Genomic DNA, 15,210 nt, shown 5'->3' with positions numbered 1-15,210 from the left:
TCATGACCGAGCACCCCGACGAGCTTCCCGAGATCGTCTCGCCGTACGCCGACATCGACGACCGAGACGTCGAGACCTCGCTGCGCCCGAAGACCCTGGCCGACTTCGTCGGTCAGGTGCGGGTCCGCGAGCAGCTCGGCGTCGTGCTCGACAGCGCCAAGGCACGCCGCCAGCCCCCGGACCACATCCTGCTGTCGGGCCCACCGGGTCTGGGCAAGACCAGCCTGGCGATGATCATCGCCGCGGAGCTCGGCGCGTCGATCCGGATCACCAGCGGGCCCGCGATCGAGCGGGCCGGTGACCTCGCGGCGATGCTGTCGACCCTCGACGAGGGAGACGTGCTGTTCATCGACGAGATCCACCGCATCGCCCGCCCCGCCGAGGAGATGCTCTACATCGCGATGGAGGACTTCCGCGTCGACGTCGTCGTCGGCAAGGGGCCGGGCGCCACCGCGATCCCGCTGGATGTCGCGCCCTTCACGCTCGTGGGTGCGACCACCAGGTCGGGACTGCTCACCGGTCCGTTGCGCGATCGGTTCGGCTTCGTCGCGCACATGGACTTCTACGCCGACGAGGAGCTTGAGAAGGTCATCGGGCGCAGCGCTGACCTGCTCGGCATCGACATCGACGCTGGCGGAGCCACCGAGATCGCTCGGCGCAGCCGTGGCACCCCGCGTATCGCCAACCGGCTGTTGCGCCGCGCCCGGGACTTCGCGCAGGTCCGCGCCGACGGGCACCTGAACCGCGACGTGGCGCGCGCCGCTCTCGACGTCTACGACATCGACGAACTGGGCCTGGACCGTCTGGACCGCCTGGTGATCGAGGCCTTGGTGCGGCAGTTCAACGGGGGCCCGGTCGGAGTGTCGACGCTGGCGCTCGCCGTCGGCGAGGAGGTGCAGACCGTCGAGGAGGTCGCCGAGCCGTTCCTGGTGCGCGCCGGGCTGCTCGCCCGCACCCCGCGTGGCCGGGTGGCGACCCGCCAGGCCTGGAATCACGTGGGCATCACCATGCCGCCCGACGAGCACGCGCTGTTCTGATCCGCACGTGACGTAACCTAGGATGGTTTGCTGGCGCCCGCGGGCCACCCCGACGTCCGCTGGCCGCCTTCTCTGACTCCCACCGCTAGGACAACCGCCGTGCTTCTCGCCGCCGAACAGACCGGCCTCGCTTCGCAGCTCACCTTGCTTCTGCCGCTGGTTCTCATCGCCGGCATGCTGTTTCTGATGTTCCGCAGCCGCAAGAAGCAGATGGCGCAGCAGGCCGCGATGATCACCTCGATGACCCCGGGCACCCGGGTCCTGCTGGGCAGCGGCTTCTACGGCACGGTCCGCAGCATCGGCGGCGGCCGCGCCGAGGTCGAGATCGCCCCGGGCGTGGTCACGACGGTGGTCACGCACGCGATCCTGCGCGCGGAGACCGAGGCCGAGCGCAGCGGCGCCCAGCAGCCCGGTGACGACATCATCGGCCGCGACGACCGGGACGGGCGGGACGAGCCGCCGGCATCGCCGGTCGACGAGCGCTGACGCACCCGCGGACCGAAAGTAGTAGATGTGGCTCGACCTCACGGCTATCAGCCGGTAGCGCGGTACTTCCTCGTCCTGCTGGCGTTGCTGGCCGCGCTCTACGCCGGGGTGTTCCTCGGCGGCAAGGACCACACTCCCAAGCTGGGGCTGGACCTACGCGGCGGGACGACGGTGACCCTTCGTGCGGTGACCGAGTCCGGCGACGCGCCGTCCGGCGGGGACCTGCAGGTCGCGCGCCAGATCATCGAGGACCGGGTGAACGGCATGGGCGTCGCCTCGGCCGAGGTCACCACCGAGGGTGATCGCAACATCATCATCTCGGTGCCGGGTGGCGCGGGGGAGCAGATCCACCAGCTCGGCGCGACGGCCCTGCTGGAGATGCGCTCCGTGGTCGGATCGGCGCCCGCCGACCCGTCAGCCGACCCGAACGCCACCGACCCTGCGGCGAGCGACCCGAACGCGGCGCAGGCCAACGCGACCGATGCCACGCCGACCGATGCCGCGCCGACCGATGCGGCGCCCGCGGATGGACAGAGCGCGGCCCCCGAGGCTCCGCAGGAGAGTGCCGCCCCGGAGACGCCCGAAGCGGCCGAGCCCGGACCGACCGAGGGCACCGACGGCACCCAGAGCATCCAGCAGGGCGCCGACACCCAGGAGGAGGCCGCCGCGATCGCGCCGACCCTCGACTGCGCGAAGGTCAACGTCCACCCCACCCAGCCCGGTGAGAACCAGTTCATGGTGGCCTGCGGTGAGGGTGGCATGAAGTACATCCTCGGCCCGGTGATCTTCAAGGGCACCCAGATCACGAACGCGACCTCCGGCTTCGACACCCAGACCGGCCAGGGCTGGGTCGTCTCGCTCGAGCTGAACAACGCCGGCCGCGAGGCGTGGGCGGACTACACTGCAGCCAACATCGGCGCCCAGACCGCGATCGTGCTCGACCAGCGGGTGCTGTCCGCGCCGCAGATCAACAACCGGATCGACGGGACCACTCAGATCACCGGCGGCTTCACGCAGGAGACGGCCGCGAACCTCGCCAACTCCCTGAAGTACGGCGCGCTGCCGCTGACCTTCACGCAGTCCGAGGCGCGCTCGGTGTCGGCCACGCTCGGCATGGAGCAGCTGAAGGCGGGCATGCTCGCCGGCCTGATCGGCCTCGGGCTGGTGGTCATCTACTGCCTGCTGTACTACCGGCTGCTCGGCCTGATCACCGTCGCGAGCCTCCTCATCTCCGGCGCGCTCGTATACGCCGTCCTGGTGCTGCTGTCGCGCGGAGTCGGGTTGACCCTGACGCTGTCCGGCATCGCCGGGTTCATCGTCGCCATCGGCATCACCGCCGACTCATTCGTCGTGTACTTCGAGCGGCTCAAAGACGAGGTCCGCGACGGCAGATCCATGCGCTCGGCCGTGCCGCGGGCCTGGGAGCGCGCCCGCAAGACGATCCTCTCGGCGGACATGGTCAGCTTCCTCGCTGCCGTCATCCTGTACCTGCTGACCGTCGGTGAGGTCCGCGGCTTCGCCTTCACGCTCGGGCTGTCCACCGTCCTCGACCTCGTGGTCGTGTTCCTGTTCACCCACCCCCTGGTGTCCTGGCTCTCGCGGTTCAACACCTTCTCCTCACCGCTGGTGTCGGGACTCGGGCAGGCGGTGCGCTCCGGCCGGGTCGAGTCCACGGCCGCCCGCAGCGTGGGCACGGGCTCGGCCAAGGAGCGTGCAGCCGCACGGCGCGCCGCCCGCGAGCAGGCCGAGTCCGAGCGCGAAGTGGGGGCCACTAAGTGAGCAAGCGCAGCACCGCGATCGCCGACGACGCGGCGGCAGACCGCCAGGACCTCGTGAACAAGGCGCCCAAGAAGGGCATCGGCAGCTTCGGCCACCGGCTCTACACGGGCGAGGCCGGATTCGACTTCATCGGGATCCGCAAGGTCATCTACGGGGTCGCCATCGCCTTGGTGGTCGGCACCCTCGCCCTGATCGGGATCAAGGGCCTGAACTTCGGCATCGACTTCGCCGGTGGAAACACCTTCGAGGTGCCCGCGTCGGCGGCCGCCCAGGACCAGGCCACCCAGGTCGTCCAGGACGGGCTGGACGCCGCCAACGCCGAGCTGCCCGACGACGAGGAACCCGCGCTGATCGCCACCACGCAGGTGGTCGGCACCGGCGAGGCAACCTCGATCCTGGTCAAGACCGGCGCGGTGTCGCCGGAGACCGCCAACGCGATCGCCGCGGATCTTGCCGCCAGCTTCCGCGGCGAGATCGAGAACCGGCTCAACGCAGCCGGCACCGAGATCACCGACGACACCGTGCGTGCCCAGGTCAGCGTCCAGTCGATCGACGCCACCTGGGGTGACGACGTCTCGCGCAAGGCGATCATCGCCCTGGTCGTCTTCCTCGTCGTCGTCTCGGTGTTCCTGCGCTTCCGCTACCGGTGGGAGCTGGTCATCGGCGCCATGGCCGCGCTGCTGCACGACCTCGTGGTCACCGCCGGCATTTATGCGCTCATCGGCTTCGAGGTGACACCGGCCACCGTGATCGGCATGCTGACCATCCTCGGGTTCTCGCTGTACGACACCGTGGTGGTCTTCGACAAGGTCGATGAGAACACCCGGCCACTGCTCGCAGGGAGCCGGATGACCTTCTCCGAGGCGACGAACCTCGGCATCAACCAGACTCTGATGCGCTCGATCAGCACCACCGTCATCTCGCTGCTGCCGGTCGCAGCCCTGCTGGTCGTCGGCGCCGGCATTCTCGGAGTCGGCACACTGAAGGACCTCGCCCTGGTGCTGCTGATCGGCATGGCCGCGGGCATCTACTCCTCGATCTTCCTGGCCGCGCCGATCGCTGCCGACCTGACCGAGCGCCGTCCGGAGTTCGTCGAGCTGACCAACAAGGTCAAGGCGCGACGGGCTCGCGGGACCACCAAGACCCCCGGCAACCCGTCCCGCAAGACCTCGGCCAAGGCCAAGGCGAGAGCCCGGGCGGCCGCGAAGTCCAGCCCGGATTCCGCCCGCGCCACCAACGCTGCGTCCGATACGCTCACCGACGCCGGCGCGTCTCCCGTCGACGACGATGCGGAACGGGCCGTCGTACGCCGAGCAGGCACCGCACCCCGGCCCGGCGCCAAGCCGCAGCGAGATCGGAAGAAACGACGATGACGCAGCTGAGCACCACCCGCGCGCTGGAGCTCGAGGAGCTCGTGCGCACCCACTGCCACGAGACGCCGGACTTTCCCGTCCCGGGAGTGCTCTTCCGGGACTTCACCAAGCTGTTCGCCACCGGCCCGGCCTTCACCAAGGTCGTCGACCTCATGTGTGAGGTGATCGAGGAGGAAGGCGGGGTCGAGACCGTCGCCGGCATCGAGGCCCGCGGCTTCCTGCTGTGCGCCGCGGTCGGCTACCGGCTCGGCGCCGGAGTGCTGCCGATCCGCAAGGCCGGCAAGCTGCCCTCGCCGACGGTCACCCAGACCTACTCCCTCGAGTACGGCGAGGCGACGATCGAGGTCCGCGCGGGCTCGGTGCGGCCCGGGCAGCGAGTACTGCTGATCGACGACGTCCTGGCCACCGGTGGGACCATGGTCGCGGCGGCGTCGTTGCTGCGCGGGCTCGGTGCGCAGATCGTCGACTCCTGGGTGCTGTTCGAGATCGAGGCCCTTGGCGGGGCGAAGATCCTCCGCGACAACGACGTGCCGTTCAAGGCGGCGTGGACGGCCTGAGCCGTAGACTGAGTACTTCGGCCAGCGCGAGCGAAGGGGGCGTCATGAGTGAGACCGTGGCGCGCTCCACCACGAGCGCCGACCTGCAGTCGACCAGGCGACGGCGGGTACGCAACCGCCTGGTCCGGGCGTTCGCGCCGAACCCGCGCGGGTACGGCGTGCGCACCGAGCTCGAGCCGGTGGTGCGCTCGCACCGCACCCACCACCCCGATGCCGGCCTGCAGGTGCTGCAGCGCGCGTACGACACCGCGGAGCTCCATCACCGCGAGCAGACCCGCCGCTCGGGCGATCCCTACATCACCCACCCGCTGGCGGTCGCGGTGATCCTCGCCGACCTCGGTATGGACACCACCACGTTGGTGGCCGCCCTGCTGCACGACACCGTCGAGGACACCGAGTACACGCTCGAGCAGCTCATCTCGGACTTCGGTCACGAGGTTGCCCACCTGGTCGACGGCGTCACCAAGCTCGACAAGGTCCAGTATGGCGACGCGGCCCAGGCCGAGACCATCCGCAAGATGCTGCTGGCGATGGCCAAGGACCCCCGCGTGCTCGTCATCAAGCTCGGCGACCGGCTGCACAACATGCGTACCCTGCGCCACCTCCCGCCGGCCAAGCAGGCCAAGAAGGCCCGCGAGACCTTAGAGGTGCTCGCCCCGCTTGCGCACCGGCTGGGCATGAACACCGTCAAGTGGGAGCTCGAGGACCTCGCCTTCGCGACGCTGCACTCCAAGCGCTACGACGAGATCGCCCGCCTGGTCGCCGAGCGGACACCGTCCCGCGACACCTTCCTCGAGGGGTTCATGAAGGAGGTCGAGCACAAGCTCAAGGAGTCCGGCATCAAGGCGACCCTCACCGGCCGGCCCAAGCACTACTACTCGATCTACCAGAAGATGGTGGTGCGGGGGCGGGAGTTCGACGACATCTACGACCTCGTCGGCGTCCGCGTCATGCTCGACTCGGTCCACGACTGCTACGCCGCGCTGGGCCTGCTGCACTCGACGTGGACGCCGATGCCGGGCCGGTTCAAGGACTACATCGCCACCCCGAAGGTCAACCACTACCAGTCCCTGCACACCACCCTCGTCGGCCCCCGGGGCCGGGCGGTCGAGCTGCAGATCCGCACCCACGAGATGCACCGCCTGGCCGAGTACGGCATCGCCGCGCACTGGCGTTATAAGGACACCGGCGGTGTCGGGGGCAAGGCCGACATGCAGTGGGTCCGCCAGATGCTCGAGTGGCAGAGCGAGACCAAGGAGTCCGGCGACTTCATCGACACCCTCAAGGGTGATCTGAGCTCCGGGGAGGTCTTCGCCTTCACGCCCAAGGGCGCCGTCATCCACCTCACCGGCGGCGCAACGCCCGTCGACTTCGCGTACGCCGTCCACACCGAGGTCGGCCATCGGTGCGTCGGCGCACGGGTGAACGGCTCATTGGTGCCGCTGGACTCCACCCTCGAGAACGGCGACATCGTCGAGATCCTCACCTCGAAGTCGGACGCGGCCGGGCCGTCCCGCGACTGGCTGCAGTTCGTCGCCGCGCCGCGGACCCGCACCAAGATCCGCCACTGGTTCGCCCGTGAACGGCGCGAGGACGCCATCGAGAACGGCCGCGAGGCGCTGACGAAGGCGATGCGCAAGGCCGGCGTCCCGCTCAAGCGGGCCTTCGGTGGCACGGCGATCGAAGAGGTCGCCACGAAGCTGTCCTACGACAGCCCCAACGCGTTGTACGCCGCCATCGGCGAGAACCACGTGTCCGCCACGAGCGTGACCGCCAAGATCGTCGCCGCGTTGTCGAAGCAGGCGCAGGAGAGCGCCGCCGCTCAGGAGGAGAGCGACAATCTCCCGGTCACCAAGCGTTCGCGCCGCGAGGCCAGCAACACCGGCATCACGGTCAAGGGCCATGGCGACATCTGGGTCAAGCTGGCCCGCTGCTGCACCCCGGTCCCTGGGGACGCCATCCTCGGGTTCGTGACCCGCGGCGGCGCGGTGAGCGTGCACCGGGTGGACTGCAGCAACACCGCGGCGCTGAGAAGCGAACCCGAGCGGCTGATCGAGGTCGAGTGGGACACCGGGGCCCAGGCGGTCTTCCTGGTCGCCATCCAGGTCGAGGCGCTCGACCGGCAGGGACTGCTCTCGGACATGACGCGGGTGATCTCCGATGAGAAGGTCAACATCCTGTCGGCGAACATGCAGATCGGCAAGGACCGGATCGCCACCAGCCGGTTCACCTTCGAGCTGGCCGACGCCAAGCACCTGGTGAACGTGCTGCGCAACATCCGCAGCGTCAACGGCGTCTATGACGCCTACCGCGTCACGGAGTAGCCGGGGATCAAGCCGCGAGCGAGAGGGTCTCGATCCGGACCTCGTTCATCGGCGCGCCGTCCTGGCTGCCGTTGTCCGTGCCCTCGGCGGCGATCGTCTTCACGACTTCCAGGCCTTCGGTGACCGTGCCGACCGCGGAGTAGCTCGGCGGTAGCACGCTGCAGGAGGTGTAGCAGATGAAGAACTGCGAACCGGTGGTGCCGGGTTGGCCGCTGTTGGCCATCGCGACGGTGCCCTCCGGGTAGGGATCGGCGGCGGTCGGGGTCTCCTCGTTGAAGCGGTACCCCGGACCGCCCATGCCGCTGCCGGTGGGGTCGCCGCACTGCAGGACGCCGAACGAGCCGCTGGTCAGCCGGTGACAGATGGTGTTGTCGAAGAAGTGCGCCTCGGTCAGGAACACGAAACTGTTGACGGCACACGGTGCCTTGGAACGGTCCAGCTCGATCGTGAGCTCGCCCCGGTTGGTGGCCACGGCCAGATCGACGGTGCCGGTCTCCTCGAGGTCCTCGTCCGAGGGCATCCCCACGGTCGGCTCACCGGTGCCGTCCGCGACATATCCGCACACCTCGGAGGGGGTGCCGGCGTTCGCGCCGCTGGCGTTGGCCTCCTCGTCCGAGCTGTTGCTGCTCGCAACCGCCATCCACGTCACGAGGCCGATCACGACGACCGAGGCTACGAGGCTCAAGATGATCATCTGCTGCTTACGCTGACGCTCGGCCTCCTGACGCTTGGCGATCTGTCGCTCGAGCTTGCGGTGGGCTGCTTCGCGGCGTTGCTTGGCGGTAGACACTCGGTGATCTCCTGGGTAGGCACAGACCAACCCATCCTACGACCCCGCGGGCGCCGCTCCGGCCCCGGACGCGCGGGCGAGGCCGTCGTCACCCCTGCCGACCGAGTAGGGTGGTTGGGTGCTAGTGACTGGATTCCCCGCCGGCGTGTTCGCGACCAACTGCTACGTCTTGGCCAGCGAACCGGGCGCCGAGTGCATCGTCGTCGACCCCGGCATGGACGCGATGCCCACCCTGACGCAGGTGATCGAGCAGCACAAGCTCAAGCCGGTCGCGATCGCGCTCACCCACGGCCACCTCGACCACACGTGGTCGGTGACGCCGCTGGTGGACGGCTACGACATCCCGGCATACCTGCACGGCGACGACGTCGACATGGTGCGCGACCCGCTCGGCTGGCACAGCAGCGGAATCGTGCAGCTGGTCGGTGGCGACCCCTCCAAGGTCCCGGCCTTCGATGAGGTCAAGGTGCTCCAGGACGGCGAGCAGATCAGCATCGTGGGCGTCGAGCTCACCGCGCGGCACACGCCCGGCCACACCCAGGGGTCGGTGATCTTCACCTTCGAGCACCCCGGGGCGCCGGTGATGCTCTCCGGCGACACCCTGTTCCAGCAGGGGATCGGGCGCACCGATTTGCCCGGCGGCTCGTACGAGGCGATCATGCGCTCCATCGACGAGGTGTGCCTGAGCTATGACGATGGCACCGTCGTGCTGCCCGGCCACGGTGGCCAGACCACGATCGGCGCCGAGCGGCGCAGCAACCCCTTCATCTTGGAATACCAGCGCAGCAAGCGCTCCTGAAAGGCCCACATGTCCCGCATCACCCGGCTCACCGGGTTTCCCGAGTGGCTGCCGCGCGAGCGCCTCATCGAGCAGCGCTTCCTCGACGTCCTCCGCGAGACCTTCGAGCTGCACGGCTTCTCCGGCATCGAGACCCGCGCCGTCGAGCCCGTCGACTTCCTGCTGCGCAAGGGGGAGATCGACAAGGAGGTCTACGGCGTACGCCGGATCCACGCCGACTCGTCCGAGAAGGATGCGATGGCGCTGCACTACGACATGACGGTGCCGTTCTCGCGGTACGTGCTGGAGAACGCCGGCAAGCTCGAGTTCCCATTCAAGCGCTACCAGATGCAGAAGGCCTGGCGTGGTGAGCGGCCCCAGTTCGGACGGTTCCGGGAGTTCATCCAGGCGGACGCCGACATCGTTGACCGAGGTGAGCTGGCCGGCCACTTCGACGCCGAGATCGTCTCGCTGATCGTCGACATCTTCACTCGCCTGGACTTCGGACGGGCGACCGTGCGGGTCAGCACCCGCAAGATCCCCGAGGGCTTCTACCGCGGGCTCGGCATCGACGACCCCGCCGCGGTCCTGCGCGCGGTCGACAAGCTCGACAAGATCGGCCCGGAGAAGGTCCGCGGCATCCTGCCCGAGGCCGTCACCGACGAGCAGGCCGAGAAGATCCTGGCGCTCGCGGGCATCCGCACCTCGGACTCGGGCTTTGCCGCCCAGGCTGCCGCGCTCGGCGTCCATCACGAGCTGCTGGATGAAGGGGTGCGTGAGCTCGCCGAGCTGATGGATGCCGTCGCGCCGTCCGCGGGCGGCGAGGTCGTGGCGGACCTGTCGATCGCCCGCGGCCTGGACTACTACACCGGCACCGTTTTCGAGACCAATCTGGTGGGCTTCGAGGAGCTCGGCTCGGTCTGCTCCGGTGGGCGCTACGAGAAGCTCGCCAGTGACGGCAAGGCCACCTACCCGGGTGTCGGCTTGTCCGTCGGCGTATCGCGCATCATGGCTGTGCTGGTTCGCGACGACATCGTCACCGCGTCCCGCGGCGTGCCGACCTGCGTCCTGGTCGCGGTCACCGACGACGCGCAGCGCGCCGAGAGCAACGAGATCGCGCGTGCCCTGCGCACCCGGGGGATCGCCACCGAGGTCTCGCCGTCCGCGGCACGCTTCGGCAAGCAGATCAAGTACGCCGACCGCCGCGGCATCCCGTTCGTCTGGTTCACCGGCAGTGACGGGACCCACCAGATCAAGGACATCCGCAGCGGCGAGCAGGTCGACGCCGACCCGCAGACCTGGACACCGAGCGAGGACGATCGCACGCCTCGCCTCATTCGCAAGGAGAGCAGTCAGTGATCCGTACCCACCTGGCATCGAGCCTCAGCGCCAAGAACGCCGGGGAGACCGTCACCCTCGCCGGATGGGTCGCCCGCCGGCGCGACCACGGCGGCGTCATCTTCGTCGATCTGCGGGACTCCAGCGGCGTGGCGCAGGTCGTGTTCCGTGAGGGAGAGATGGCCCAGAAGGCGCACCGGCTGCGTTCGGAGTTCTGCATCGCCGTCACCGGCACGGTCGAGATCCGCCCGGAAGGCAACGAGAACCCGAACCTGCCTTCTGGCGAGATCGAGGTGTACGCCGACTCCCTCGACGTGCTCAGCGAGTCGGCTGCCCTGCCGTTCCAGATCGACGCGCAGGGAACCGGCGAGGTCGGCGAGGAGACGCGGCTGCGCTATCGCTATCTCGACCTGCGCCGTGAGCGCGGCGGGGGTGCGCTGCGCCTGCGCAGCAAGGTCAACGCCGCGGCTCGGCGGGTGCTGGAGGAGCGGGACTTCGTCGAGATCGAGACGCCGACTTTGACTCGCTCCACGCCGGAGGGCGCCCGCGACTTCCTCGTGCCCGCGCGGCTCTCGCCCGGCGCCTGGTACGCACTGCCGCAGAGCCCGCAGCTGTTCAAGCAGCTGCTGATGGTCGCGGGCATGGAGCGCTATTACCAGATCGCGCGCTGCTACCGCGACGAGGACTTCCGCGCCGACCGGCAGCCGGAGTTCACCCAGCTTGATGTCGAGATGTCCTTCGTCGACCAGGAGGACGTCATCGAGCTCGCCGAGGCGATCCTCGTCTCCCTGTGGGCGCTCATCGGCTACGACATCCCCACCCCGATTCCGCGGATGACCTACGACGAGGCGATGCGCCGCTACGGCTCGGACAAGCCCGACCTGCGCACCGACCTCGAGCTCGTCGAGTGCACCGACTACTTCACGCACACGCCCTTCCGCGTGTTCCAGGCGCCGTACGTCGGCGCGGTCGTCATGCCCGGGGGAGCCTCCCAGCCGCGCCGCACGCTCGATGCCTGGCAGGAATGGGCCAAGCAGCGCGGCGCGAAGGGCCTGGCCTACGTCCTCGTCGGCGACGACGGCGAGCTGTCCGGTCCGGTCGCCAAGAACCTCTCGGACGACGAGCGTGCCGGGTTGGCCGCGCACGTGGGTGCCAAGCCGGGGGACTGCGTGTTCTTCGCCGCCGGACCGGTTCGCCAGATGCGTGAGCTGCTGGGCGCCGTCCGCGTCGAGGTGGCCCGCCGCTGCGGCCTGATCGACCAGAGCGCATGGTCGTTCCTGTGGGTGGTCGACGCGCCCATGTTCGAGCTCGCATCCGAGACCGACGATGTCGCCGTCGGCGGCGGGCAGTGGACCGCCGTCCACCACGCCTTCACCGCTCCTAAGCCCGAGTACGTCGACACCTTCGACGTCGATCCCGGCAGCGCACTGTCGAACGCCTATGACATCGTCTGCAACGGCAACGAGATCGGCGGCGGGTCGATCCGTATCCACCGCCAGGACGTGCAGGAGCGGGTCTTTCAGATCATGGGCCTGTCGCAGGAGGAGGCGCGCGAGAAGTTCGGCTTCCTGCTCGATGCCTTCCAGTACGGCGCCCCGCCGCACGGTGGCATCGCCTTTGGCTGGGACCGCATCGTGGCTCTGCTGCAGGGCAGCGAGTCAATTCGCGACGTCATCGCCTTCCCGAAGACCGGGAACGGCTACGACCCGCTGACCTCCGCCCCGGCCCCGATCACCGCCCAGCAGCGCAAGGAGGCCGGCGTCGACGCCAAGCCGAAGGCGAAGGAAGCGCCGGCCACCTAGCAGCAGGCAGTGCGTGCTACCTCCTGCCGCCGCCGAGCAGGCCGCCGAGCAAGTCGCCGAGCCCGCCGCCCGAGCCGCCGCCGAGCAGGCCACCGAGCAAGTCGCCGAGGCCGCCTCCCTGCTGCTGCGGTTCGCGCTGCGGTGCCGGACGCTGCGCATCCGGGTTGGTCGGGAAGCCGGCGGGCGCCTGGCCGGTACCCCCGGACGGGGTGCGCGAGACGCCGCCGTCGGAGCGCTGACCCCACTTGTTCGCCAGCCACTGCAGCACGATCGGTGCCAGCAGCGGCAACAGCTTGGCGAGCATGCCCGAACCGAGTGCACCGCGCGCGCCGGCGAGCTGGTTGACCACCTGATCGGTGTTCGAGCCGAAGATGTGATGGACGATCTTCTGACCGTCAGCGGTGTCTTGGGCGTCGACATCGTACGGAGAACCGTCGTCTGCGCGCCGATGCTGGCCGAGCGCCTCCATGAGGGAGGCCTCGCCGGCCGGGTCCTGGGCATTGGCGCCGAGCCCGCCGAGCAATGCCGGGATCGCCGCGTTCACGGCCTCCTGGGCGGTGGGCTCGTCCACACCGAGCTGTCGCGCAACCTGCGACAGGGGGATCTGGGAGATCAGCTGATCGATATCGCTCACGGTGACACCTTCCAAAGTGATGCGGCGTTGTTCCTTCGGAGCCTAGCCAGTCGCCCGGTCGCCGGCGGCAGGATCACCGGACACCGCGCCCGGGCTTAACACCGAGCAGACCGCTAGGTTAGAGCCCATGACGACCTCTGCATCTGACATCGTCCTCGAGCGCAAGCTGTTCGGACCCGGCCCCACCAACGCCTACCCGGAGGCGACGGCTGCCCTGGGCCTGCCGCTGCTCGGCCATCTCGACCCACGGTTCATCGAGATCATCGACGAGACCTGTGACCGGCTGCGCACGGTCTGGAGTACCGAGAACCCCCGCACCCTCCCGCTGTCGGCGACCGGATCGGCCGGCATGGAGGCCGCGTTCGTCAACACCGTGGGGGAGGGGGACGTCGCGGTGATCGCCGTCAACGGGCTGTTCGGCGAGCGGATGTGCGACGTCGCGGCCCGCTGCGGCGCCGAGGTCGTGCGCGTCGATCACGAGTGGGGCACCCCGGTGGACGCCGACCGGGTGCTGTCGGCGCACCCCTCGCCGAAGGTGATCGCCGCGGTGCACGCCGAGACGTCCACCGGCGTCCGCAGCGACATCGCCTCACTCGGTGCCGGCAAGGGCGACGCGCTGCTGATCACCGACGCCGTCACCTCGATCGGGGGCATCGAGCTGCGCGCCGACGACTGGGGCGTCGATGTCGGGTACGCCGGCACGCAGAAATGCCTCGGCGTAGCGCCAGGCCTCGCGCCGTTCACCATCTCCGAGCGGGCCTACGAGCGGCGCATCGAGAAGCCGCATTCCTGGTATCTCGACCTGGGCATGCTCGGCGGGTACGTCGGAGGGGCGAAGGGCGCCCGCACCTACCATCACACCGCGCCGGTCGCCATGGTCGCCAGCCTGCACGCCGGGCTGGGCCGGATCCTCGCCGAGGGCCTCGACGCGGTGTGGGCGCGACACCAGGAAGCCGGCGACCTGCTGCAGGCCGGCCTCCAGGACATGGGCCTCGAGCTGTTCGCCGAGGAGGGTGCGCGGCTGCCCGAGCTGACTACCGTCAAGGTGCCGGACGGCGTCGACTCGGCCCAGGTCCGCTCCTACCTGCTGGAGCGGTACAGCATCGAGATCGGCGCCGGCGTGAAGGAGTTCGCCGCGACCGTGTGGCGGATCGGCCTCATGGGTCCGAATGCCACCCCGGCCAGCGTCACCCTGCTGCTGGGTGCGCTCAAGGACGCGATCGCCGCGACCAAGTAGGTGAGCATTCCATTCCCGCCGAGTCGGCCGTGCATCCCCGCAACCTCTTGGATCCAGCGTGCACGGCATCGGCGGTCGCGCGCGGTCTGAGGCGGTGGCACGACACGCTGCCGGTCCGGTTCGACTGCTACCGCTGGCTGTGGAACCTGGGATGAGCGGGCGTCGATGAGGCCGCCTACTCACCGGGAGATCGACCTCGCGCGCTCGCTGTACCCGGGAGCCGGCTGGGCGGACGGCCATGTGGACGAGGGCGGCAGCGAGCACCTGGTACTCGTAGCCGCTCCGGTGGCCGTGCTGCGCATTGCGCGGAGCGACCGGGCCGCCCGAGACCTGCCACGGCGCGTGGCGGTCGTGGAGGCGCTCGCGGCGCGGCTGCCGTTCGAGCTGCCCGTTCCACTGTCGAAGGTCGAGCAGCGCGGGCCGATGACCGCGGTAGTCCAACGGTTCGTTCCCGGATCGACCCATCCCTTCGGCAGCGGGGATCCGGGCCGGCTGCGTGCGCTGCTGCGCCAGCTCGAGGCGGTCGACACGGACCCGGTGCGGTCGATGCTCGCGGAGCCGTTCGACTACGTGGGGCCGTGGACCGAGCACCGCCGGGAACGAACGCTCGCTGTGCTTCCGGCGCATCTCAGGTCGATCGCGGTCGACGTCCTCGCCGCGGTGGGCTCGTACGCCGACCAGCCGCCCGGGCTGGTGCACGGCGACCTGGCGGGGGACAACATGCGGTGGGTAGACGGCGAGCTCGCCGGCGTCCTCGATTGGGACCGCGCGGCGGCCTGGGACCCGGCGATCAACCTCGCGCACCTGTCGATCTGGCACGGGGCCGATCTCATCGGGCAGCTCACCGACGATCCCGAGAAGGCCCGTCGCGCAATCGTGTGGGGCGCTGCGCAGTCTCTCGAGCGGGTCGATCACCTGGCCACCCGGACCGACACGCCGGACTCGGACCGGCTGCTGCGCAAGATCGAGCCACGGCTGCGTCGCGCTGGGGCAGTATTGAGTCGTCCAGGTCACTAGCAATTAGTTGCCTGTGCGAAGTACCCTGAACCCGATTCAGTTATCAACTCCGGGAGAC

The 15,210-nt window shown here is 69.4% G+C and carries 13 protein-coding genes; 11 read left to right on the top strand and 2 right to left on the bottom strand.

Features of this window, described 5'->3' with window-relative positions:
* Positions 1-2 precede the first annotated feature (2 nt).
* The 6 genes from ruvB (at position 3) to DAA40_RS08670 (ending at position 7,556) form a co-directional block, all read left to right on the top strand.
* On the top strand, positions 3-1,037 hold the full coding sequence (ruvB, locus tag DAA40_RS08695; protein ID WP_106849376.1) for a Holliday junction branch migration DNA helicase RuvB: 1,035 nt from the start codon (positions 3-5) through the stop codon (positions 1,035-1,037).
* 99 nt (positions 1,038-1,136) lie between these two features.
* Positions 1,137-1,523 (top strand): preprotein translocase subunit YajC, encoded by a 387-nt coding sequence (gene yajC / locus DAA40_RS08690; RefSeq protein WP_106849375.1) that lies wholly within the window; start codon positions 1,137-1,139, stop codon positions 1,521-1,523.
* Between the two features lie 27 nt (positions 1,524-1,550).
* Complete coding sequence (gene secD / locus DAA40_RS08685; RefSeq protein WP_106849374.1) at positions 1,551-3,302, top strand: protein translocase subunit SecD; 1,752 nt, start codon at positions 1,551-1,553, stop codon at positions 3,300-3,302.
* Entirely contained in the window at positions 3,299-4,675 is a 1,377-nt protein-coding gene (gene secF / locus DAA40_RS08680; RefSeq protein ID WP_106849373.1) for a protein translocase subunit SecF, read from the top strand. Before secD ends, secF begins: the two co-directional genes overlap by 4 nt.
* Positions 4,672-5,232, top strand: a complete 561-nt coding sequence (locus tag DAA40_RS08675) for an adenine phosphoribosyltransferase (protein ID WP_106849372.1) — start codon at positions 4,672-4,674, stop codon at positions 5,230-5,232. Before secF ends, DAA40_RS08675 begins: the two co-directional genes overlap by 4 nt.
* Before the next feature lie 44 nt (positions 5,233-5,276).
* On the top strand, positions 5,277-7,556 hold the full coding sequence (locus DAA40_RS08670) for a bifunctional (p)ppGpp synthetase/guanosine-3',5'-bis(diphosphate) 3'-pyrophosphohydrolase (protein ID WP_106849371.1): 2,280 nt from the start codon (positions 5,277-5,279) through the stop codon (positions 7,554-7,556).
* A 7-nt stretch (positions 7,557-7,563) separates the two neighbouring features.
* Here the strand turns inward: DAA40_RS08670 and DAA40_RS08665 are convergent, their stop codons facing one another.
* Positions 7,564-8,076, bottom strand: coding sequence for a peptidylprolyl isomerase (locus DAA40_RS08665; RefSeq protein ID WP_370430646.1), 513 nt, complete (start codon positions 8,074-8,076; stop codon positions 7,564-7,566).
* 388 nt (positions 8,077-8,464) lie between these two features.
* Between DAA40_RS08665 and DAA40_RS08660 the strand changes: the two genes are divergently transcribed.
* Genes DAA40_RS08660 through aspS form a run of 3 tightly spaced genes read left to right on the top strand, consistent with a single transcriptional unit; the run spans position 8,465 to position 12,264 of the window.
* The gene (locus DAA40_RS08660; RefSeq protein WP_106849369.1) at positions 8,465-9,145 is read left to right on the top strand and encodes an MBL fold metallo-hydrolase; all 681 of its coding nucleotides are present in this window, start codon (positions 8,465-8,467) and stop codon (positions 9,143-9,145) included.
* 9 nt (positions 9,146-9,154) lie between these two features.
* Complete coding sequence (gene hisS, locus DAA40_RS08655) at positions 9,155-10,483, top strand: histidine--tRNA ligase (RefSeq protein WP_106849368.1); 1,329 nt, start codon at positions 9,155-9,157, stop codon at positions 10,481-10,483.
* Positions 10,480-12,264 carry an aspartate--tRNA ligase gene (gene aspS, locus DAA40_RS08650; protein WP_106849367.1) on the top strand — a complete coding sequence of 595 codons (1,785 nt, stop codon included), beginning with the start codon at positions 10,480-10,482 and terminating at the stop codon, positions 12,262-12,264. The genes hisS and aspS overlap by 4 nt, the downstream gene beginning before the upstream one ends.
* A 16-nt stretch (positions 12,265-12,280) precedes the next feature.
* Here aspS and DAA40_RS08645 read toward each other — a convergent pair whose 3' ends face one another.
* Positions 12,281-12,898, bottom strand: a complete 618-nt coding sequence (locus DAA40_RS08645) for a DUF937 domain-containing protein (protein WP_106849366.1) — start codon at positions 12,896-12,898, stop codon at positions 12,281-12,283.
* A gap of 127 nt (positions 12,899-13,025) precedes the next feature.
* Here DAA40_RS08645 and DAA40_RS08640 point away from each other — a divergent pair, with 127 nt between their 5' ends.
* Both DAA40_RS08640 and DAA40_RS08635 read left to right on the top strand, forming a co-directional pair.
* A complete protein-coding gene (locus DAA40_RS08640) occupies positions 13,026-14,135 on the top strand; it encodes an alanine--glyoxylate aminotransferase family protein (RefSeq protein ID WP_106849365.1) in 1,110 nt (369 codons plus the stop codon).
* Positions 14,136-14,300: 165 nt separating this feature from the next.
* The gene (locus DAA40_RS08635; RefSeq protein ID WP_106849364.1) at positions 14,301-15,152 is read left to right on the top strand and encodes a phosphotransferase family protein; all 852 of its coding nucleotides are present in this window, start codon (positions 14,301-14,303) and stop codon (positions 15,150-15,152) included.
* The last annotated feature ends 58 nt before the right edge of the window (positions 15,153-15,210 follow it).

It is taken from the genome of Blastococcus sp. Marseille-P5729, assembly GCF_900292035.1.
Classification (GTDB): Bacteria; Actinomycetota; Actinomycetes; order Mycobacteriales; family Antricoccaceae; genus Cumulibacter.
Note: the sequence above shows the minus strand (reverse complement) of the source record. Positions and strands in the feature narration are given on the sequence as shown.